Origin of the sequence: Corynebacterium sp. HMSC070H05, assembly GCF_001837615.1 — a bacterium.
Taxonomy (GTDB): domain Bacteria; phylum Actinomycetota; class Actinomycetes; order Mycobacteriales; family Mycobacteriaceae; genus Corynebacterium; species Corynebacterium coyleae.
In genome coordinates this window covers 61,813-75,930 of record NZ_KV833345.1, presented here as the reverse complement: position 1 = coordinate 75,930, position 14,118 = coordinate 61,813, and the positions used below count along the sequence as shown (strand labels likewise).

At 62.8% G+C, this 14,118-nt stretch carries 15 protein-coding genes; 4 read left to right on the top strand and 11 right to left on the bottom strand.

Features of this window, described 5'->3' with window-relative positions; genetic code table 11:
- Nucleotides 1–41 precede the first annotated feature (41 nt).
- The 8 genes from HMPREF2617_RS11420 to HMPREF2617_RS11385 all read right to left on the bottom strand — a co-directional run bounded on the left by HMPREF2617_RS11420 (nt 42) and on the right by HMPREF2617_RS11385 (nt 7,082).
- Entirely contained in the window at nt 42–668 is a 627-nt protein-coding gene (locus tag HMPREF2617_RS11420) for a single-stranded DNA-binding protein (protein WP_070422054.1), read from the bottom strand.
- 52 nt (nt 669–720) lie between these two features.
- Nucleotides 721–1,017 (bottom strand): 30S ribosomal protein S6, encoded by a 297-nt coding sequence (rpsF, locus tag HMPREF2617_RS11415; protein ID WP_070422055.1) that lies wholly within the window; start codon nt 1,015–1,017, stop codon nt 721–723.
- Between the two features lie 194 nt (nt 1,018–1,211).
- Nucleotides 1,212–2,186: a hypothetical protein gene (locus tag HMPREF2617_RS11410; protein WP_141763062.1), complete on the bottom strand. Its 975-nt coding sequence runs from the start codon at nt 2,184–2,186 to the stop codon at nt 1,212–1,214.
- A gap of 101 nt (nt 2,187–2,287) precedes the next feature.
- Nucleotides 2,288–2,665 (bottom strand): hypothetical protein, encoded by a 378-nt coding sequence (locus HMPREF2617_RS11405; RefSeq protein WP_070450698.1) that lies wholly within the window; start codon nt 2,663–2,665, stop codon nt 2,288–2,290.
- Between the two features lie 22 nt (nt 2,666–2,687).
- On the bottom strand, nt 2,688–2,876 hold the full coding sequence (locus tag HMPREF2617_RS11400) for a hypothetical protein (RefSeq protein WP_070422058.1): 189 nt from the start codon (nt 2,874–2,876) through the stop codon (nt 2,688–2,690).
- Nucleotides 2,873–4,387: a glycosyltransferase family 87 protein gene (locus tag HMPREF2617_RS11395; RefSeq protein ID WP_083279383.1), complete on the bottom strand. Its 1,515-nt coding sequence runs from the start codon at nt 4,385–4,387 to the stop codon at nt 2,873–2,875. Before HMPREF2617_RS11395 ends, HMPREF2617_RS11400 begins: the two co-directional genes overlap by 4 nt.
- 4 nt (nt 4,388–4,391) lie before the next feature.
- Nucleotides 4,392–6,617, bottom strand: a complete 2,226-nt coding sequence (locus tag HMPREF2617_RS11390) for a transglycosylase domain-containing protein (RefSeq protein WP_070840777.1) — start codon at nt 6,615–6,617, stop codon at nt 4,392–4,394.
- Between the two features lie 102 nt (nt 6,618–6,719).
- Nucleotides 6,720–7,082, bottom strand: a complete 363-nt coding sequence (locus HMPREF2617_RS11385) for a DUF5318 family protein (RefSeq protein ID WP_070422103.1) — start codon at nt 7,080–7,082, stop codon at nt 6,720–6,722.
- A 101-nt stretch (nt 7,083–7,183) separates the two neighbouring features.
- On the opposite strand from HMPREF2617_RS11385, the gene HMPREF2617_RS11380 reads away from it, so the two are divergent.
- Together HMPREF2617_RS11380 and HMPREF2617_RS11375 are read left to right on the top strand one after the other, a co-directional pair.
- Nucleotides 7,184–8,146: a universal stress protein gene (locus HMPREF2617_RS11380; protein WP_070840776.1), complete on the top strand. Its 963-nt coding sequence runs from the start codon at nt 7,184–7,186 to the stop codon at nt 8,144–8,146.
- Between the two features lie 10 nt (nt 8,147–8,156).
- Nucleotides 8,157–8,621: a hypothetical protein gene (locus HMPREF2617_RS11375; RefSeq protein ID WP_070422061.1), complete on the top strand. Its 465-nt coding sequence runs from the start codon at nt 8,157–8,159 to the stop codon at nt 8,619–8,621.
- Here HMPREF2617_RS11375 and HMPREF2617_RS11370 read toward each other — a convergent pair.
- From HMPREF2617_RS11370 to HMPREF2617_RS11360, 3 genes are all read right to left on the bottom strand, one after another.
- On the bottom strand, nt 8,596–9,495 hold the full coding sequence (locus tag HMPREF2617_RS11370; RefSeq protein WP_070568400.1) for an oxygen-dependent tRNA uridine(34) hydroxylase TrhO: 900 nt from the start codon (nt 9,493–9,495) through the stop codon (nt 8,596–8,598). The genes HMPREF2617_RS11375 and HMPREF2617_RS11370 overlap by 26 nt on opposite strands.
- Before the next feature lie 10 nt (nt 9,496–9,505).
- Entirely contained in the window at nt 9,506–9,847 is a 342-nt protein-coding gene (locus HMPREF2617_RS11365) for a helix-turn-helix domain-containing protein (RefSeq protein WP_070450708.1), read from the bottom strand.
- A 65-nt stretch (nt 9,848–9,912) separates the two neighbouring features.
- Complete coding sequence (locus HMPREF2617_RS11360) at nt 9,913–11,406, bottom strand: DUF1846 domain-containing protein (protein WP_070840774.1); 1,494 nt, start codon at nt 11,404–11,406, stop codon at nt 9,913–9,915.
- Between the two features lie 77 nt (nt 11,407–11,483).
- On the opposite strand from HMPREF2617_RS11360, the gene HMPREF2617_RS11355 reads away from it, so the two are divergent.
- A complete protein-coding gene (locus tag HMPREF2617_RS11355; protein ID WP_070840773.1) occupies nt 11,484–13,064 on the top strand; it encodes an NAD(P)H-hydrate epimerase in 1,581 nt (526 codons plus the stop codon).
- Nucleotides 13,057–14,028 (top strand): NAD(P)-binding domain-containing protein, encoded by a 972-nt coding sequence (locus HMPREF2617_RS11350; protein ID WP_070840772.1) that lies wholly within the window; start codon nt 13,057–13,059, stop codon nt 14,026–14,028. The genes HMPREF2617_RS11355 and HMPREF2617_RS11350 overlap by 8 nt, the downstream gene beginning before the upstream one ends.
- The last annotated feature ends 90 nt before the right edge of the window (nt 14,029–14,118 follow it).

Below are 14,118 nucleotides of genomic sequence, written 5' to 3'. Positions count from 1 at the left end.
ACCTTCCTTATGGTGAAAAATGCTTGATGTGTGGTTGTCGTTTAGAACGGTGGCTCATCGCCCGCGCCACCGAAGCCACCGGCCTCGGGTGCGGAACCCCACGGATCATGTGCAGGCTGCTGGGGCTGGTTCTGGCCGCCTTGGCCCTGGCCCTGGGTTTGGCCGCCGAAGCCGCCACCCTGGTTACCTTGGCCGCCGCCGAAACCGCCCTGGTTAAAGCCGCCCTGCTGCTGGTTCTGGCCGCCGAAGCCGCCACCCTGGTTGCCCTGGCCGCCGCCGTAGCCGCCCTGCCCGCCCTCACGCGGGTTGCGGTTGACGTTAGCCGTGGCGTACTTCAGGGACGGGCCGACCTCATCGACCTCGACCTCGAACACAGTACGGTTTTCGCCCTCTTTAGTTTGGTAGGAACGCTGCTTGAGCTTGCCGGTGACCACAACGCGCATGCCCTTGGTCAGGGACTCTGCGACGTTCTCGGCCATCTGGCGCCAGCAGTTACAGGTCAGAAACAGTGCTTCGCCGTCCTCGAACTGGTTCGTCTCCCGGTTATACGTACGTGGGGTGGACGCGATGCGGAAGTTCGCAACCGCGGCACCGCTCGGGATGAAACGCAGTTCCGGGTCAGCAACCAAGTTGCCGACAACGGTAATCGGGGTATCGCCTTGAGCCATGTTTCGTGAACCTTCCTACCTGCTGATCGTGTGGTTGTAGAGCCTACCGGTCTTACTTATCGGTACGCAGAACCTTGGTACGAAGAACGTTGTCGTTCAGGTTCAGCAGACGGTCGAGCTCCTTGACCGTGTCAGCCTCGCAGTCGAGGTTCACAACGGCGTAGATGCCCTCTTCCTTCTTGTTGATCGGGTAAGCAAGACGCTTCTTGCCCCACACATCAACGTTCTCCACCTTGCCGTTGTCCTTGCGGACAGTCTCCAGGAACTTATCCAGGGACGGGGCAACGGTGCGCTCATCCTGCTGCGGATCGAGGATGATCATTACTTCGTAGTGACGCACGGACCTCATCACCTCCTATGGTCTTAGTCTGTTCGGCCATAACCCTTGTGGTCATGGCAGGAGGGTCGTTGCGTCAAGCAACCTGAACAGACTACCCCACGGTTTGCACTGCTCAAAACCCTGGCCGCGGGGATGACATGAAAGACTCCGCATTGCGGACAATTGGCCGGCAACCAATCGTTGGCAGGCACCAACGGCTGGCGTTAGAACGGCAACCCCGGCAACTTCGGCAGAGCCGGCAGCGGGATGCCCAACGACGGCCCGACCGCCGCAACCGCAATACCCAAAGCTGCGAGAACTCCGACCACAAGGCCCACGATCGCGAGCGGGGATACCTCAACCTCACCCTGAGAACTCAAACTGCTCAAGCCCGCCTCACCGCGCAGCGAGTCGATGTTCCAATTACGAACCTCGTCAATGCTGGTCGGGTACTTCACCTCTCGGTTGCCGCCGTCTGCGCAGGCAACCCGCGCGTTCATATCCACTTCGAGGTACGCCGTCGTTCCCCCGATGGCGAGTTGGACATCGTCGGCGGCCAAGAACGTTTTCCGGAAAGTCTTCAGATCGGACTGGGACAGGTTGCCCTGCACAACGAAGCTCTTCCAGGCAACGTCTTCAAAGTCCTGCCGGTTCACGCTCTTGCCCCGCACACGGTTCGCCTCCTCAACACCAAGTGCGCTGACCGGCCGCTCCGAGATGCTGCCCTGTTTGATGCTCGGCTTTACCGCCCACACCTCGACCTTTGTAAGTTCCTCGGTGAGGTGTTGTGCCAGCACATGCTCCATACCTACCTGCTGGAGGCGTTCCGTGTACCGCTGCTCAGTGCGCTTTTGAGCCTCTTTGGCGTCTGCGAGCCTGCTCGCGAGATTCTTCTGTGCCTCCACAAGCTCTGCAAGCGAGGGTTCTGCCCGGAACTCCCGAACGATGTTCTCTGTTCCGGGGTACAGCACCTCAAATGCTTTCACCGCAGCGTTGGCGTACACCTCTTGTGTGCGCACGTTGGCCCAAGCGCTGTAGGTTGCCGCTTCCCGATCGTTCAGCTTTAACATGCAGATCCCGTTCGCCGCCAACACCATGGGCCCTTCATTCGGCCCGACTGTAGCGGCGACTGCAGCTGGGGCAAGGCCGCCCGCGACCAGCGATACGGCGAGCGGCAGGGTAAGAATTCGACGGTTCAACGCGGGCTCCTTTTTAGCAACAGCAGTCCGGTATCGGACACGGTGCTTTCAGGATATTTTCACCGAGCAGAACCCGCAGCAAAACGCGAAAATCTTCGGTCTTAGCGGTCGACGTCTAAAACGAGGCCGTCCTTATCGATATCAATGTCGATTTCGCCGAACTCCACCTCGAAGTAGCCGTCATCGTCCCACTCCACTTTGGCCTTGCCATCCTGGGCGGCCTTTAAGACGTCTTGGACTTCGGCTTCGGTCACGTTTTCGTCGACAAGATCCTTGCGCGCCTCGTCCGAGTAGCCGGTCACAGCGGCTGGGAGATCCTCGGACACAGCGGCTCCAGCGTTCGACGTTTCCGTCACCGTTTCGGGCGCGACGGTTTCAGTGACTGTTTCGGGCGCAGTCTCGCCAGAATCAGAACACGCCGCCACGGCAAGTCCTGCTGTGGCGGCGACTGTCAGGGCAACCATCTTCTTCGTAAGCATGGCCCCACTGTAACGACGAAGATCAGGTCGGGTTTGGCACCGCGACGAAAAGTGCGAGCGACACCGGGATGATCGTCATGAACACAAACGCAACCGCGCCGTAGATGATCGACTCTTTCTTGCGGCCCTTCGTTGCCATGTAGAACGACGCGCCGAACAGGGCAAACGCGATCAGGATAGAGACGATGCCGAGGACCGTTGCGGTGGTCATGGTTGCGTACTCACCGCCTCCACCTCAGGCTCGGGCGTGGGCTCGTCGATAAGCACAGGCTCTTTCCACTGCGCAGGCAGCGACATCAGCGGGTCGTGGCCGTTGTGCGCGTCGCGGACCTTGTCCGGGCGCTTGCCGAGCATTTGCTTGACGACGAGCACCATCACCGCCACGATAAACGCATCGCGCGCCAGGATGAAGATGTCCAGGAACCAACCCGGCACACCCATGTTGTCGTCGCCCATCATGTGCCACATCAGCACCGGCCAAACCATCATGTCCGCCACCATCCAGGACAGCAGCAGACGCCAGTACGGCAGTGCGAGGACCGCGGGAACCACGAACCACAGAGAGTACTGCGGGCTCCATACCTTGTTAAACAGCAGGAAGAAGCCGACGATGAGCACGATCAGTTCCGCAATGCGCGGGGTTTGCGGCGCACGCAGGCCGAGGATGAGGACGAACAGGCAGCCGAGCAGGAACAGGATCAGGGTGACGGCGTTGAGGATCACCGGGGCGCCCTCACCGGAGTCGAAGCCGGCCCACCCGAACTCGCGGGAGAGCACCGCGTAGATGGTGGTCCACTCCCAGCCGCGGTCGGTGTTGAGGCGGTTGAACTCGCTCCATGCGTCTGGGTAACGCAGGTACACCGGCGCGTTGACGGCGATCCAGGTGATGGCGGTGGCGCCGACCATCTTGAAGAACGGCACGAGGTCACGCTTGCGGATCGCCACAGTGAGGTACGCGCCGAGGATGAACAGCGGCCACAGTTTGAACGCGGTGCCCAAACCGACGAGCACACCGGCCAGCCACCACTTGCGGTTGCGCGCCGCGAGCATCGCTGCGACGGCGAAGAAGATCGAGGGGATGTCCCAGTTGGTAAACGCGTGGACGATCAGCAGCGGCGAACCGGCGACGAGCAGCGTGTCCCAGATGCGGTTGCCGGCAAGTTCCGCGACCATGCGGATGGTGATCACCCAGATGATGGACATCAGCAGTGCGGTGACGTAGAAGTACCAGCCGGATTCCGGCAGGAAGCTATCAGTCAGGAAGTAGGTACCGCGCGCGATCCAGGCGCTGAGCTGCTGGAACAGGCCAGCGAGCACCGGGTATTCCATGTAGCGGGTCAGGTCGTCTTCTACCCACGAGTAGGCGTAGACAAAGCCCGGCTGGTCCAGACCGCGTGCTCCGTAGAGCGGGATGATGTCGTTGTAGCAGGCAGCGACGAACTGGCGGTTGCCGTCCCAGTTGAGCTGCATGATGCCGTTGTCGTCCAGTTTGCCGCCAGCGCAGCGCGACTTCTGTAGTGCGCCGAAGGACAAGAAGATGTATGCGACGGCGATGATGGCGCGTAGCGGCGTCCAGAACCGGGCGCGGCCGATCTGGGCGAAGCGGCCCATTGGTCCGCCGAGGTAGTTCACCCAGCCGCGTGCCACCGGTTCGGTTTTGCCGGGCTGGACGCGGTCGGCCGGGTCCGGCCATGTGACGGTTGTTTGATCAGTCTGAGACATGCTGTTACTGGAACGCCTCCTGAACTTGGCCGATCACATCGTTGACAGCATCACGCAAGTCCGGCGCAGGCGCCGGTGCGGGAGCAGGTGCAGGTGCCGGTGCTGGCGCGGGAGCCGGTGCTGGTGCCGGAGCAGGTGCTTCGCTCGGAGCGGAAGATGCAGCCGACTCGGATTCCGTCGGCGCAGTCCCGGTAGCCGAGTTTTGGGTTGCCGGAGTGGAGTAGTAACCACCCAGGCCAACGCCACCCTTGTAGGCGTTCACGCCCCAGTACACCGGGCTTGCCGGCTCGAAGTACTCAAAGTCTTGATCCGCCAGCTCAGTGTCCAGGACCTGCTTCCAGATCTGCGACGGCGTGTTCGAGCCCCACATGATGCCGCCCCACTCATTGAAGATGGCGGAGGTGTTGTCGGCGGTACCGACCCACACGGCCACAGCGAGCTGCGGGGTGGAGCCGACCATCCAGGCGTCCTTGTTCATGCCGGTGTTGCCCAGCTGTGCAGTGCCGGTCTTTGCCGCGGACGGGCGGCCGCCAGCGAGCACCGCGTTGGAGTACGCCGGCACGGTCTGCATTGCTTCGAGGACGTTGTCCGCCACCTGCTCGGAGACGCGACGTTCGGTGTAGTTGCGGTCCACCTCGTAGAGGACCTCACCGTTGGCGTCCACAACCTTTTCCACGAAGTGGGTTGGGTGCATGGCGCCGCGGTTGGTCAGGGTTGCCACTGCGGTAGCCATGTCCAGCACGCGCGACTGGTACTGGCCCAGCACGATGCCTTCGTAGGGCTGGCCGCCGTTTTCACGCAGCGTTACAGGGATGCCCGGGATGGACTTGGCCACGCCGAGGGCATGCGCCATGTCGGCGGTGTCCTGGGTGGTGTTATCCAATTCGTCCTGGATGCGCATGTAGGCGGTGTTGGAGGAGGTGCGGGTGGCTTCCTTCATGGACAGCATTCCGCCTCCGCCGCCGTCCCAGTTGGTCACGACGTGGTTGCCCGGCAGGGTCACCGGGGAAGAATCGAACATGGACGTCAGCGGGATGCCCTGCTGCAGGGCGGCCGCGAGCGCGAAGATCTTGAACGTCGAACCCGTTTGCAGGCCCGCGTTGGCGTAGTCCCAGCCAGACGGGTCGTCGCCGCCGTAGTAGGCGCGCACGGCACCGGTACTCGGCTCGATGGCAACGACGCCGGAGCGGGCGTCATCCTGTAGGTAGGACAGGCGCTGACGGGTGATCTCTTCGACGTTTTGCTGGGTGCCGGCATCGATCGTGGTGGTGATCTGCAGGCCACGGTTGGTCAGGTCGTCCTCGGTGATGCCAATGGTGGCCAACTCCGCCACAACCTGGTTTTTAATCAGGCCATTTGCGCCGGTTGCTTCCGTGTAGGCCGAGTAGGTGGCCGGGTCACGGGTCTCCGGGTAGTGGGCGGCCGCGCGACGCTCCTGGGTGATGGCGCCGGTTTCCACCATGCCGTCCATGACGTAGTTCCAGCGGCCTTCCGCGGCTTCGCGGTTGGTCCACGGGTCAAGCTGGCTCGGCAGCTGGATCGACGCGGCCAGGACTGCGCCCTCCTCCAGTGTGAGCTGGGAGGCTGGTTTGTTGAAGTAGGCGTGCGCTGCGGCTTCGATGCCGTAGGCGTTGCGGCCGAAGTAGACCGTGTTCAGGTAGGCGCGCAGAATGTCGGCCTTTTCCCACTGGTTGGTCATCTTCACCGAGTAGACGAGCTCTTTAGCTTTACGCTCGTAGGAGTGCTCGTTGCCCACCAGTGCGTTCTTCACGTACTGCTGGGTGATGGTGGAGCCGCCACCTGCGGATGCGTTGCCGGTGAGCTGCCCGATGGCGGCGCGAGCGAAGCCTGTCGGGGAGAAGCCGGAGTTGGTCCAGAAGTCACGGTCTTCTGCCGCAAGCACCGCGTTTTGGACGTCTTCGGGCACCTGGTCAAGCGGGATCTGCTTACGGTTGCCTTCCGGCGGGACGATGCGGGCGAGTTCCTTGTCGCCGTCGCGGTAGAAGATGTTGGAGATCTGCGCCGTTTCAATCTTGCCCGGCTCGGGCACCTCGGCGCGCGCGTAGCTCCAGAAGAACCACGCCAGCGGGATCGCCGCAATCATGGCCAAGAACAGCAAGAACGCGATAAACCACTGCCATGCGCGCGACCGTTTCTTGGTTGTGACGGTCGTTGAGCCGTTGCTTTTCTTCTTGGCGGTCGTGTCGCCGCCGTTGTCTTTATCTGACACTCGTTTTTCCCTGCGCAATTTGACTCGCGGCCCCCGCGGGGAGGGCGAAACCGCGAGCTACCTACTCGTTTTCTATGCACACCCTACCCGGCCAACGCGAAATCACACTACTGGTACTGCAGTGACTTCCTTTAACAGATGGTTCCACTTGCAGTCGCGGCAAACCTCCACGAAGTGGACGGTGATGGGGCCGACCTCGTGCACCATGCGGTCGATTTCTTCTGCGCTGCGGGCGGTGCCGGTGCGTCGGCCGAGTTTTTCGCTGTACACCCAGGTAATCTCCCGCAGTTCGGCGCCACAGATGGGGCAGGGTCGTGGGGATGCGGTGCCGTGGTGTTCGGCGGCGGCACGGAGGATGAAGTCGGCGTCGCAGGCGTCGTCGATACGCATGCGCCCTGCGTTGAGCTCGCGCAATGCGTGGCGACGACGCCACTCGTGCGACACCTCACCCTCATACACAAACATCTGCGCAATGGTAACGCCGTTTTCGGTGCGTCGCCGACGCCACATATGATGTTGATGTTCAAACGATTGCTAGCGACACTGCCACTTCGAGGAGCCACGACGTGAGCCACCACGCTGTATCCCCCGAGTCTGCACGCCTACCGAACACTGTCGATTCGGATGCTCCTCTCCGCGTTGCGGTTGGCTGGGACACCACAAGTAGCGAAGCCGTCGAGTTCGCCGCCTGGCTCGGCCGCTCCCTGCCGATGAAGGTGCAGGTCATGGCATCTGCGCAACTGCCGCCGATCCAGGCGCTGACAACCTCGGCGAAGAGCCGCAAGAAGCAGCTGAAGAAGATGCGCGAAGAGTTCCACAAACGCGTGGTCGATGAACTCGACGGGCAGATCCCGAAATCGCAGTGGTCCAAAGAGGTGGCCACGCTCAAGGACGGCAAAGATACCGTCCGCTCGCTTCTCGACAACGCCTTAGAGTTCAACGCTGACCTCATCGTCATGGGCTCCCGCGCAAAATCACCCAAGGGCCGACTACGCCCGTCCAGCGTTACGGACGAAATGCTCTACTCCTCCCCCATCCCCCTCGGGCTGGCACCGCGCGGAGTGAAGCTGTCTAAGAAGGGCATCACGCGCGTGACCTACGCCGTGGTGGACACCGACGGGAAGAAAGAGCCCGAGTTTTACGGCCTGGACTACGCCACCGCCCTCGCGTGCGCGCTGCACCTGCCGCTGCGCATCATCGCGTTCTCTCCGACGAGTTACGACGAGCACGGCCCGAAATGGTACGAACGCACCCTCGGCATGCTTGACCACGCCCGCGACCGAGCCTGGGAGTACGCATGCGAACTCTCCCCCGACCGCCTCGACCATTTCGACGTGACCAGCTCCGTGTCCACCGGCAAGAGCTGGAAGCGCTCGATTGACTCGGTGAAGTGGCGCAAGGGCGACATCATGTGCCTGGGTTCGCAGCCGTCGCCGAATCTGCGCACGGTGTTTTTGGGCACGCTCGAAGGCGAGTTCATCCGCTACGCGCCTGTGCCCGTCATCGTCTGTCCGGAGGCAGCGAAGTAGGTTAGGGCGTATGCGCGACCATCCTGAAAACGACCTGCACTCCCCCGCCGACCGCTTCTCCCGCGTTCGCCCGGAGCCCCGTTCCTTTGATGAGTTGGCGGATGCCCCGGATCCGCTGGAGGTAGACCGGCGCAATAAGCGCTCCACCCGTCAGGCGATCACGTGGGCGCTGGGCACCGTTGGGGTCACGTTCCTGTTGGCGTTTGTGTTAGGCCTGGTCGCCCGCCTGCAGGGCGGGCCGCTGTGCAGCGACGGCGACGCCACTTGGCTGTGCACCCCAACCTGGCGCACCACCTGGGCTGTAGTCACCTCTCTCCCACCGATCGCCGGCCTGATTGGCTGCGCGGTGATCATGGTGCGCAAACTCAACCGCTACGAGCGCTGGATCCCGTGGATGGGCGTGTTCTGGATCCCGCTCGTGCCGTTCACCATGGCGTGGCTGATTCTGACTATTGGGATGCTGGCGACGATGTAGTTGCGCACTGCGCACAGTACGGGTTCTTCTCCCGGCAGGCCTCGCAGCTTAAGTACTGCTGGCGGCACTCCGGCTCGTTGGCGCAGTTGTAGAACTGGTTGGTCGCCTCCCCGCAGTGCACGCAGTGGCCGAGCTGGACGTAGTCCGGGTCGTCCGCGGAACCGAATTCGGTGTGCATGCGGTCGTCGAACACGTAGAGGGAGCCCTCCCACAGGCCGGAGTTGCCGAAGGCTTCGCCGTAGCGGACGATGCCGCCGTCGATTTGGTAGACCTCTTCGAACCCGCGGTTGATCATCAGGCTGGACAGCACCTCGCAGCGAATGCCGCCGGTGCAGTACGAGATGACCGGCTTGTCCTTCATCCAGTCGTACTTGCCGGACTCGAGCTCTTTGATGAAGTCGTGAGTGGTTTCCACATCTGGCACCACCGCGTTTTTAAACCGTCCGATCTCGGCCTCGCGGGTGTTGCGCCCGTCGAAGAAGACCACGTCCGGGTTGGCCTCCACAAACTCGTTGACCTGCTGCGGAGTGAGGTGTTTTCCGCCGCCGATCACACCGTTTTCATCAACCTTCAACTCCCCCGGTGCGCCAAACGCCACGATCTCGTCGCGGGCTTTGACGCTGAGTTTCGGGAAGTCTTCGGCACCGCCTTCGGACCACTTGAATTCGATGCCTTTGAAGTACTCTTTGGTCTTCTTCGCGTAGGTTTTGCAGGCGCGGATGTCGCCGCCGACGGTGCCGTTAATGCCGTGTTCGGAGACGATAATCCTGCCGGTCAGGCCGAGCCCTTCGCACAGGTCACGCTGCCACAGACGCACCGCGTCCGGGTCGGCGATGGGCTGGAACTTGTAGTAGAGCAGGATTTTGCTGGTCATGCCTGGCAGTCTACGTCGAGCGGGTCCGTTCTTTGTAGGCGTATACGTCGCGCGTGTACACGCGGCGGTGTGTACCGACTCTGTGGCCGGGCAGTGTGCCTTCGTCGATAAGCTTGACCACGTATGGACGAGACACGTTGAGCAGGTCAGCTACCTGCTGGGTGGTCATTTCATCTTCGGGGCTGGGTGGGCGCATGAGGCGCCCCTCCGCAAGATCCTCGAGCAGATCACGGATCCAGGCAGCGGTCTGTTTGGGTAGCGTGACTTCCTCACGCTGGTCAGCTCGGGCGGCAGCAATGCCGTCGTTGAGCTGAGCCAACGCGGTCTCCACCGGCGGTTGTTGTACAGGCATACAGGCGACCATAAACCACAAATACAACGAGCGGAGCCGTTTTAAAGAAGAAATCTAAGATTTTCTTAGCGTTTGTGGTACAGCCCTTTTCGCCAGTACTGCGGCTCAGACGTTGCAAGCACGCCAAGGTTGCGGAAAATGCCCTCGTCCACAGAACCAAGGATCGCCGTGATGTGAGCATCGCAACCACGAAGGGACTTCAGGTGCTCCAGCGCGAGCGCCGCGTCCGGGTTCGACGCCGCCGACACGGACAAGGCAATAAGTACCTCGTCGGTGTGCAGGCGCGGGTTGACCGAACCCAGGTGGCGGGTCTTCAGCGACTGGATCGGCTCGATGGAATCGGGGGAGAGCAGGTGCACATCGTCGTCGATACCCGCGAGCTGCTTCAGGGCATTGAGCAGCACCGCAGCCGAAGGTCCGAGCAGGTCAGAAGTCTTACCGGTGACAATGCGGCCGTCCGGCAACTCAAGTGCCGCACCCGGCTTGCCGGTCGCCTCCGCGACGTCGAGCGCCGGGGCAACCACAACGCGGTCCTGCACAGAGAGATCCGCCTTGCGCATCACGTTCATCACACGGTCAGAGATGGAGGAGTCGGAGCCGATGCGGCGTTCATCGACACGCGATGCAAAGTAACGGCGAATGATTTCCTGCTGGGCGGCGTGGCGGCAGGCCTCGTCGTCGGAAATGCAATAGCCCGCCATGTTGACACCCATATCGGTCGGGGACTGGTACGGCTCGGTACCCGTAACCTCACGCAGCAGCGTCTTCAGCAGCGGAAAGACCTCAATGTCGCGGTTGTAGGAGGTGACCTTCTCCCCGTAGGCGTCGAGGTGGTACTGGTCGATCACGTTGATATCGTCCAGGTCCGCGGTGGCCGCCTCGTAGGCCAGGTTCACCGGATGGGAGAGGGGCAGGTTCCAGATGGGGAACGTCTCAAACTTGGCGTAACCTGCGGCAATGCCTCGCTGGTTCTCGTGGTAGACCTGCGACAGGCAGGTGGCCAGCTTGCCGGAGCCAGGTCCCGGCGCGGTCATGACAATCAGGTCGCGGGAGGTTTCCACATAGTCGTTGCGGCCAAACCCTTCTTCGCTGACCACCTTGGCGGTGTCGTTGGGGTAGCCAGGGATCATGTAGTGGCGCGACACCTTCAGGCCAAGGCGGGAAAGACGCTCGAGGAACGCCTCCACGGTGCGGTTGTGTCCGTCGAGTTGGGTGCACACCACATTTTCGACGAGGAATCCGCGGTCGCGGAACACATCCACAAGACGCAGCACGTCATCTTCGTATGTAATACCCAGGTCCGCGCGCACTTTTTGGCGGATGACATCGCCAGCGTTGAAGCAGATGACAATTTCCACTTCGTCCTTGATGCGGTCAAGCATGGCGATTTTGTTGTCCGGAGTGAATCCGGGGAGAACACGGGAGGCGTGGTTGTCGTCGAAAAGCTTCCCACCCATCTCCAGGTAGAGTTTGCCGCCTACCTCGGCTCTCCGCGCTTGGATGTGCTCGGACTGCATTGCAATATATTTTTCGCGGTCAAAACCGGTCGTGTACGGCATGCGCGCAATTCTATTGCTTTGCTGCGACACCACGCACCCCGCTACCTCCACACGGTGGTAGCGCTACGGTGGCAGGCATGTTTTCCTCCACGTTTACCGCCGACCAGATCCGAGCTGCGGAAGCACCCCTGCTTGCGGCGCAGGAGTTCGAGGACCAGTTGATGCAGTCCGCGGCCCACGCCGTGGCGGAGGTAGCCAACGTGATGCTCGCTGGGGTTACTGAGACACGCGCCCGGGTGCTCGTGCTTGCAGGCCCTGGCGGCAACGGGGGAGACGGCCTCTACGCCGGCGCGGAATTGTTGCTGGCAGGCCACCGGGTGGATGCGGTGTTGCCCACAGGCTCGGCGCAGGAGCGTGCCCTGCGGGCGTTCACGGCAGCCGGCGGGGAGGTGCTGGAGGAACTCCCGGAGCAGTGGCAGGACTACGCCCTGGTTATCGACGCGATGACGGGCATCGGCGCGACCGGCGAGGTACGCGAGAACCTTCGCCCCGCAGTCGAGTTAGCCAACGCACTCAACGCCCAAGTGCTGGCCGTGGACTTGCCCACCGGTGTGGAGGCCGACACCGGCTGGGCAGGGCAGTGCCACGTCAACGCCGATGTGACGGTCACCTTCGGCGGGTGGCGCCGCGCCCACGGGCTCTCGCCAGCGTGCGGGGTGCAGTTGCTCGCCGACATCGGATTGCCGGGCAAGCGCCTGCACGAAACGCTCGGCGACCAACTCACCTTGTGGGCAGAGGATGGCCCGCCGCTGTTGATTGCAAACCGGGCGGTGCTGCCGGAGCAGAAGTGGTCCGAGCAGAAGTGGCCCGACGGGATACAGACCCTGTGGCAGCCACCGCTCCAAGACATCGCGCCGGGGCCTGAGGACGACAAGTACACCGGCGGCGTGGTCGGCATCCGTGCAGGCAGCGGCGACTATCCCGGCGCGGCTATCTTGTCTACTGCGGGCGCGGTGAACGCCACCCCGGCGATGGTGCGCTACGCGGGCCCGCAGGCGGTGGAGGTGGTGCGGGCGCACCCGGAGGTCGTCGCTACGCACACGCTCCAGGATGCTGGCAGGGTGCAGGCGTGGGTGTTCGGGCCGGGCGCGGGCACTGACGAGGCCGCGGCGGAGGAGTTGCGGTGGGTGCTCGGCCAGGAGGTGCCTGTGCTTATCGACGCCGACGGCCTGACCCTCCTCACCCAACACCCCAACCTGCGCGAACAGGTGGCCAAGCGCGAACAGATGACGGTGCTGGCCCCGCACGACGGCGAGTTCGCCCGCCTACGCGAGGCGGCCAACGTGGGGGAGAGCGACCGCATGGCCGAGACCATCGCGCTGGCCGCCGCGCTGCAGTGCACGGTGGTACGCAAGGGGCGGGTGACGGTGATTGCGCACGAGGGCGACCCGTACACGGCGTACGCGATCGACGCGGGGCATTCCTGGGCGGCGACTCCGGGATCGGGCGATGTGCTCGCGGGCATTGCGGGCGCGCACCTGGCGCTCATGCATGCCAAGCGGCTATGGGAGGAGGTCGCACTCGCCGGCGCGGTGGCCGTGCACGCTTTGGCTGCGAAACTGGCCGCTGCTACTGCGTACGGTGACGCGACGGCGCCAGCGAGCCGGATCGCCGAGTTCATCCGCCCCGCAACCGCGAAGATGCGAAATGATGCTTGATGCGGTCGTGATCGGCGGCGGCCAGTCCGGCCTTGCCGTGTCGTATTACCTACGCAAATACGGCGTGAACTTCGTGGTTTTGGATGCCGCCGACGCTCCCGGTGGGGCGTGGCCGAACTACTGGGACTCGCTGACGCTGTTTTCGCGCGCGGAGTTTTCCAACCTGCCGGGTTGGCCGATGCCTTCGTTTGATGGGTATCCGCCGCGTGATCATGTCGTCGATTATTTAACGCGCTACGAGGCCCGCTACGACCTTCCCATTCGCCGTGGGCAGCGTGTGGAGCGTGTGCTTATCGACGACACTGGCTTCACCATCCGCCCCCAAAACCTCCACGCCCGCAACGTGGTGGTTGCAACCGGGATCTGGTCTGCGCCGTTCGTGCCGTTTGTGCCGGGTGAGTTCTCGGGCAGGCAGTTGCACTCGGCGCACTACACGCGACCGGGAGATTTCGCAGGCCAGCGCGTCGCGGTCGTCGGTGGCGGTAACTCGGGTGCCCAGATCACGGCGGACCTCGCGCTAGCCGGGGTAAAGGCGCAGTGGCTGACACGTTCTGCACCGGGTTTCATGCCGGACGACGTGGACGGTTCCACGCTGTTTCGCCGCAATCGTGAGCGCCTCACTGCAATTGCGAAGGGGGAGCCAGATCCGGGCGGGGTGGACTTCGGCGGAGAGATCGTCGTCGTACCGGAGGTGCGCCGAGCGCGCGACGCCGGCCTGCTTCAGGCGCGTCCGATGGTGGGTTCGCTCGACGAGGTGGACGCGGACGTGATCATCTGGGCAACCGGGTTTCGACCGGCCCTCGGGCCTATCCGCGGGCTGCCCCGGGACACGCCTGGTTTGTACGTGTTAGGGTTTGACAACATCAACGGACCGGGTGCCGGAACGATTCGAGGGGTGAGCCCGTTTGCCCGCGATATTGCGGCTCGGATCGCCGATTCTGTTGGCGCACACCGTCGCAGGTAAGCACGCTTCGACAAAATTACATAGGTGTTATTTAGGCCTTGACGTGGAAAAATAGCCCTTTTCGGGGATACATTCACCTTTTCGTTACAT

Bases quoted from the DNA above. Each gene is read 5' to 3' on its own strand.
- HMPREF2617_RS11420 (WP_070422054.1), bottom strand. From the start codon at position 668: ATGGCTCAAGGCGATACCCCGATTACCGTTGTCGGCAACTTGGTTGCT.
- rpsF (WP_070422055.1), bottom strand. From the start codon at position 1,017: ATGAGGTCCGTGCGTCACTACGAAGTAATGATCATCCTCGATCCGCAG.
- HMPREF2617_RS11405 (WP_070450698.1), bottom strand. From the start codon at position 2,665: ATGCTTACGAAGAAGATGGTTGCCCTGACAGTCGCCGCCACAGCAGGA.
- HMPREF2617_RS11400 (WP_070422058.1), bottom strand. From the start codon at position 2,876: ATGACCACCGCAACGGTCCTCGGCATCGTCTCTATCCTGATCGCGTTT.
- HMPREF2617_RS11395 (WP_083279383.1), bottom strand. From the start codon at position 4,387: ATGTCTCAGACTGATCAAACAACCGTCACATGGCCGGACCCGGCCGAC.
- HMPREF2617_RS11385 (WP_070422103.1), bottom strand. From the start codon at position 7,082: ATGTTTGTGTATGAGGGTGAGGTGTCGCACGAGTGGCGTCGTCGCCAC.
- HMPREF2617_RS11375 (WP_070422061.1), top strand. From the start codon at position 8,157: ATGCGCGACCATCCTGAAAACGACCTGCACTCCCCCGCCGACCGCTTC.
- HMPREF2617_RS11370 (WP_070568400.1), bottom strand. From the start codon at position 9,495: ATGACCAGCAAAATCCTGCTCTACTACAAGTTCCAGCCCATCGCCGAC.
- HMPREF2617_RS11365 (WP_070450708.1), bottom strand. From the start codon at position 9,847: ATGCCTGTACAACAACCGCCGGTGGAGACCGCGTTGGCTCAGCTCAAC.
- HMPREF2617_RS11360 (WP_070840774.1), bottom strand. From the start codon at position 11,406: ATGCCGTACACGACCGGTTTTGACCGCGAAAAATATATTGCAATGCAG.
- HMPREF2617_RS11355 (WP_070840773.1), top strand. From the start codon at position 11,484: ATGTTTTCCTCCACGTTTACCGCCGACCAGATCCGAGCTGCGGAAGCA.
- HMPREF2617_RS11350 (WP_070840772.1), top strand. From the start codon at position 13,057: ATGCTTGATGCGGTCGTGATCGGCGGCGGCCAGTCCGGCCTTGCCGTG.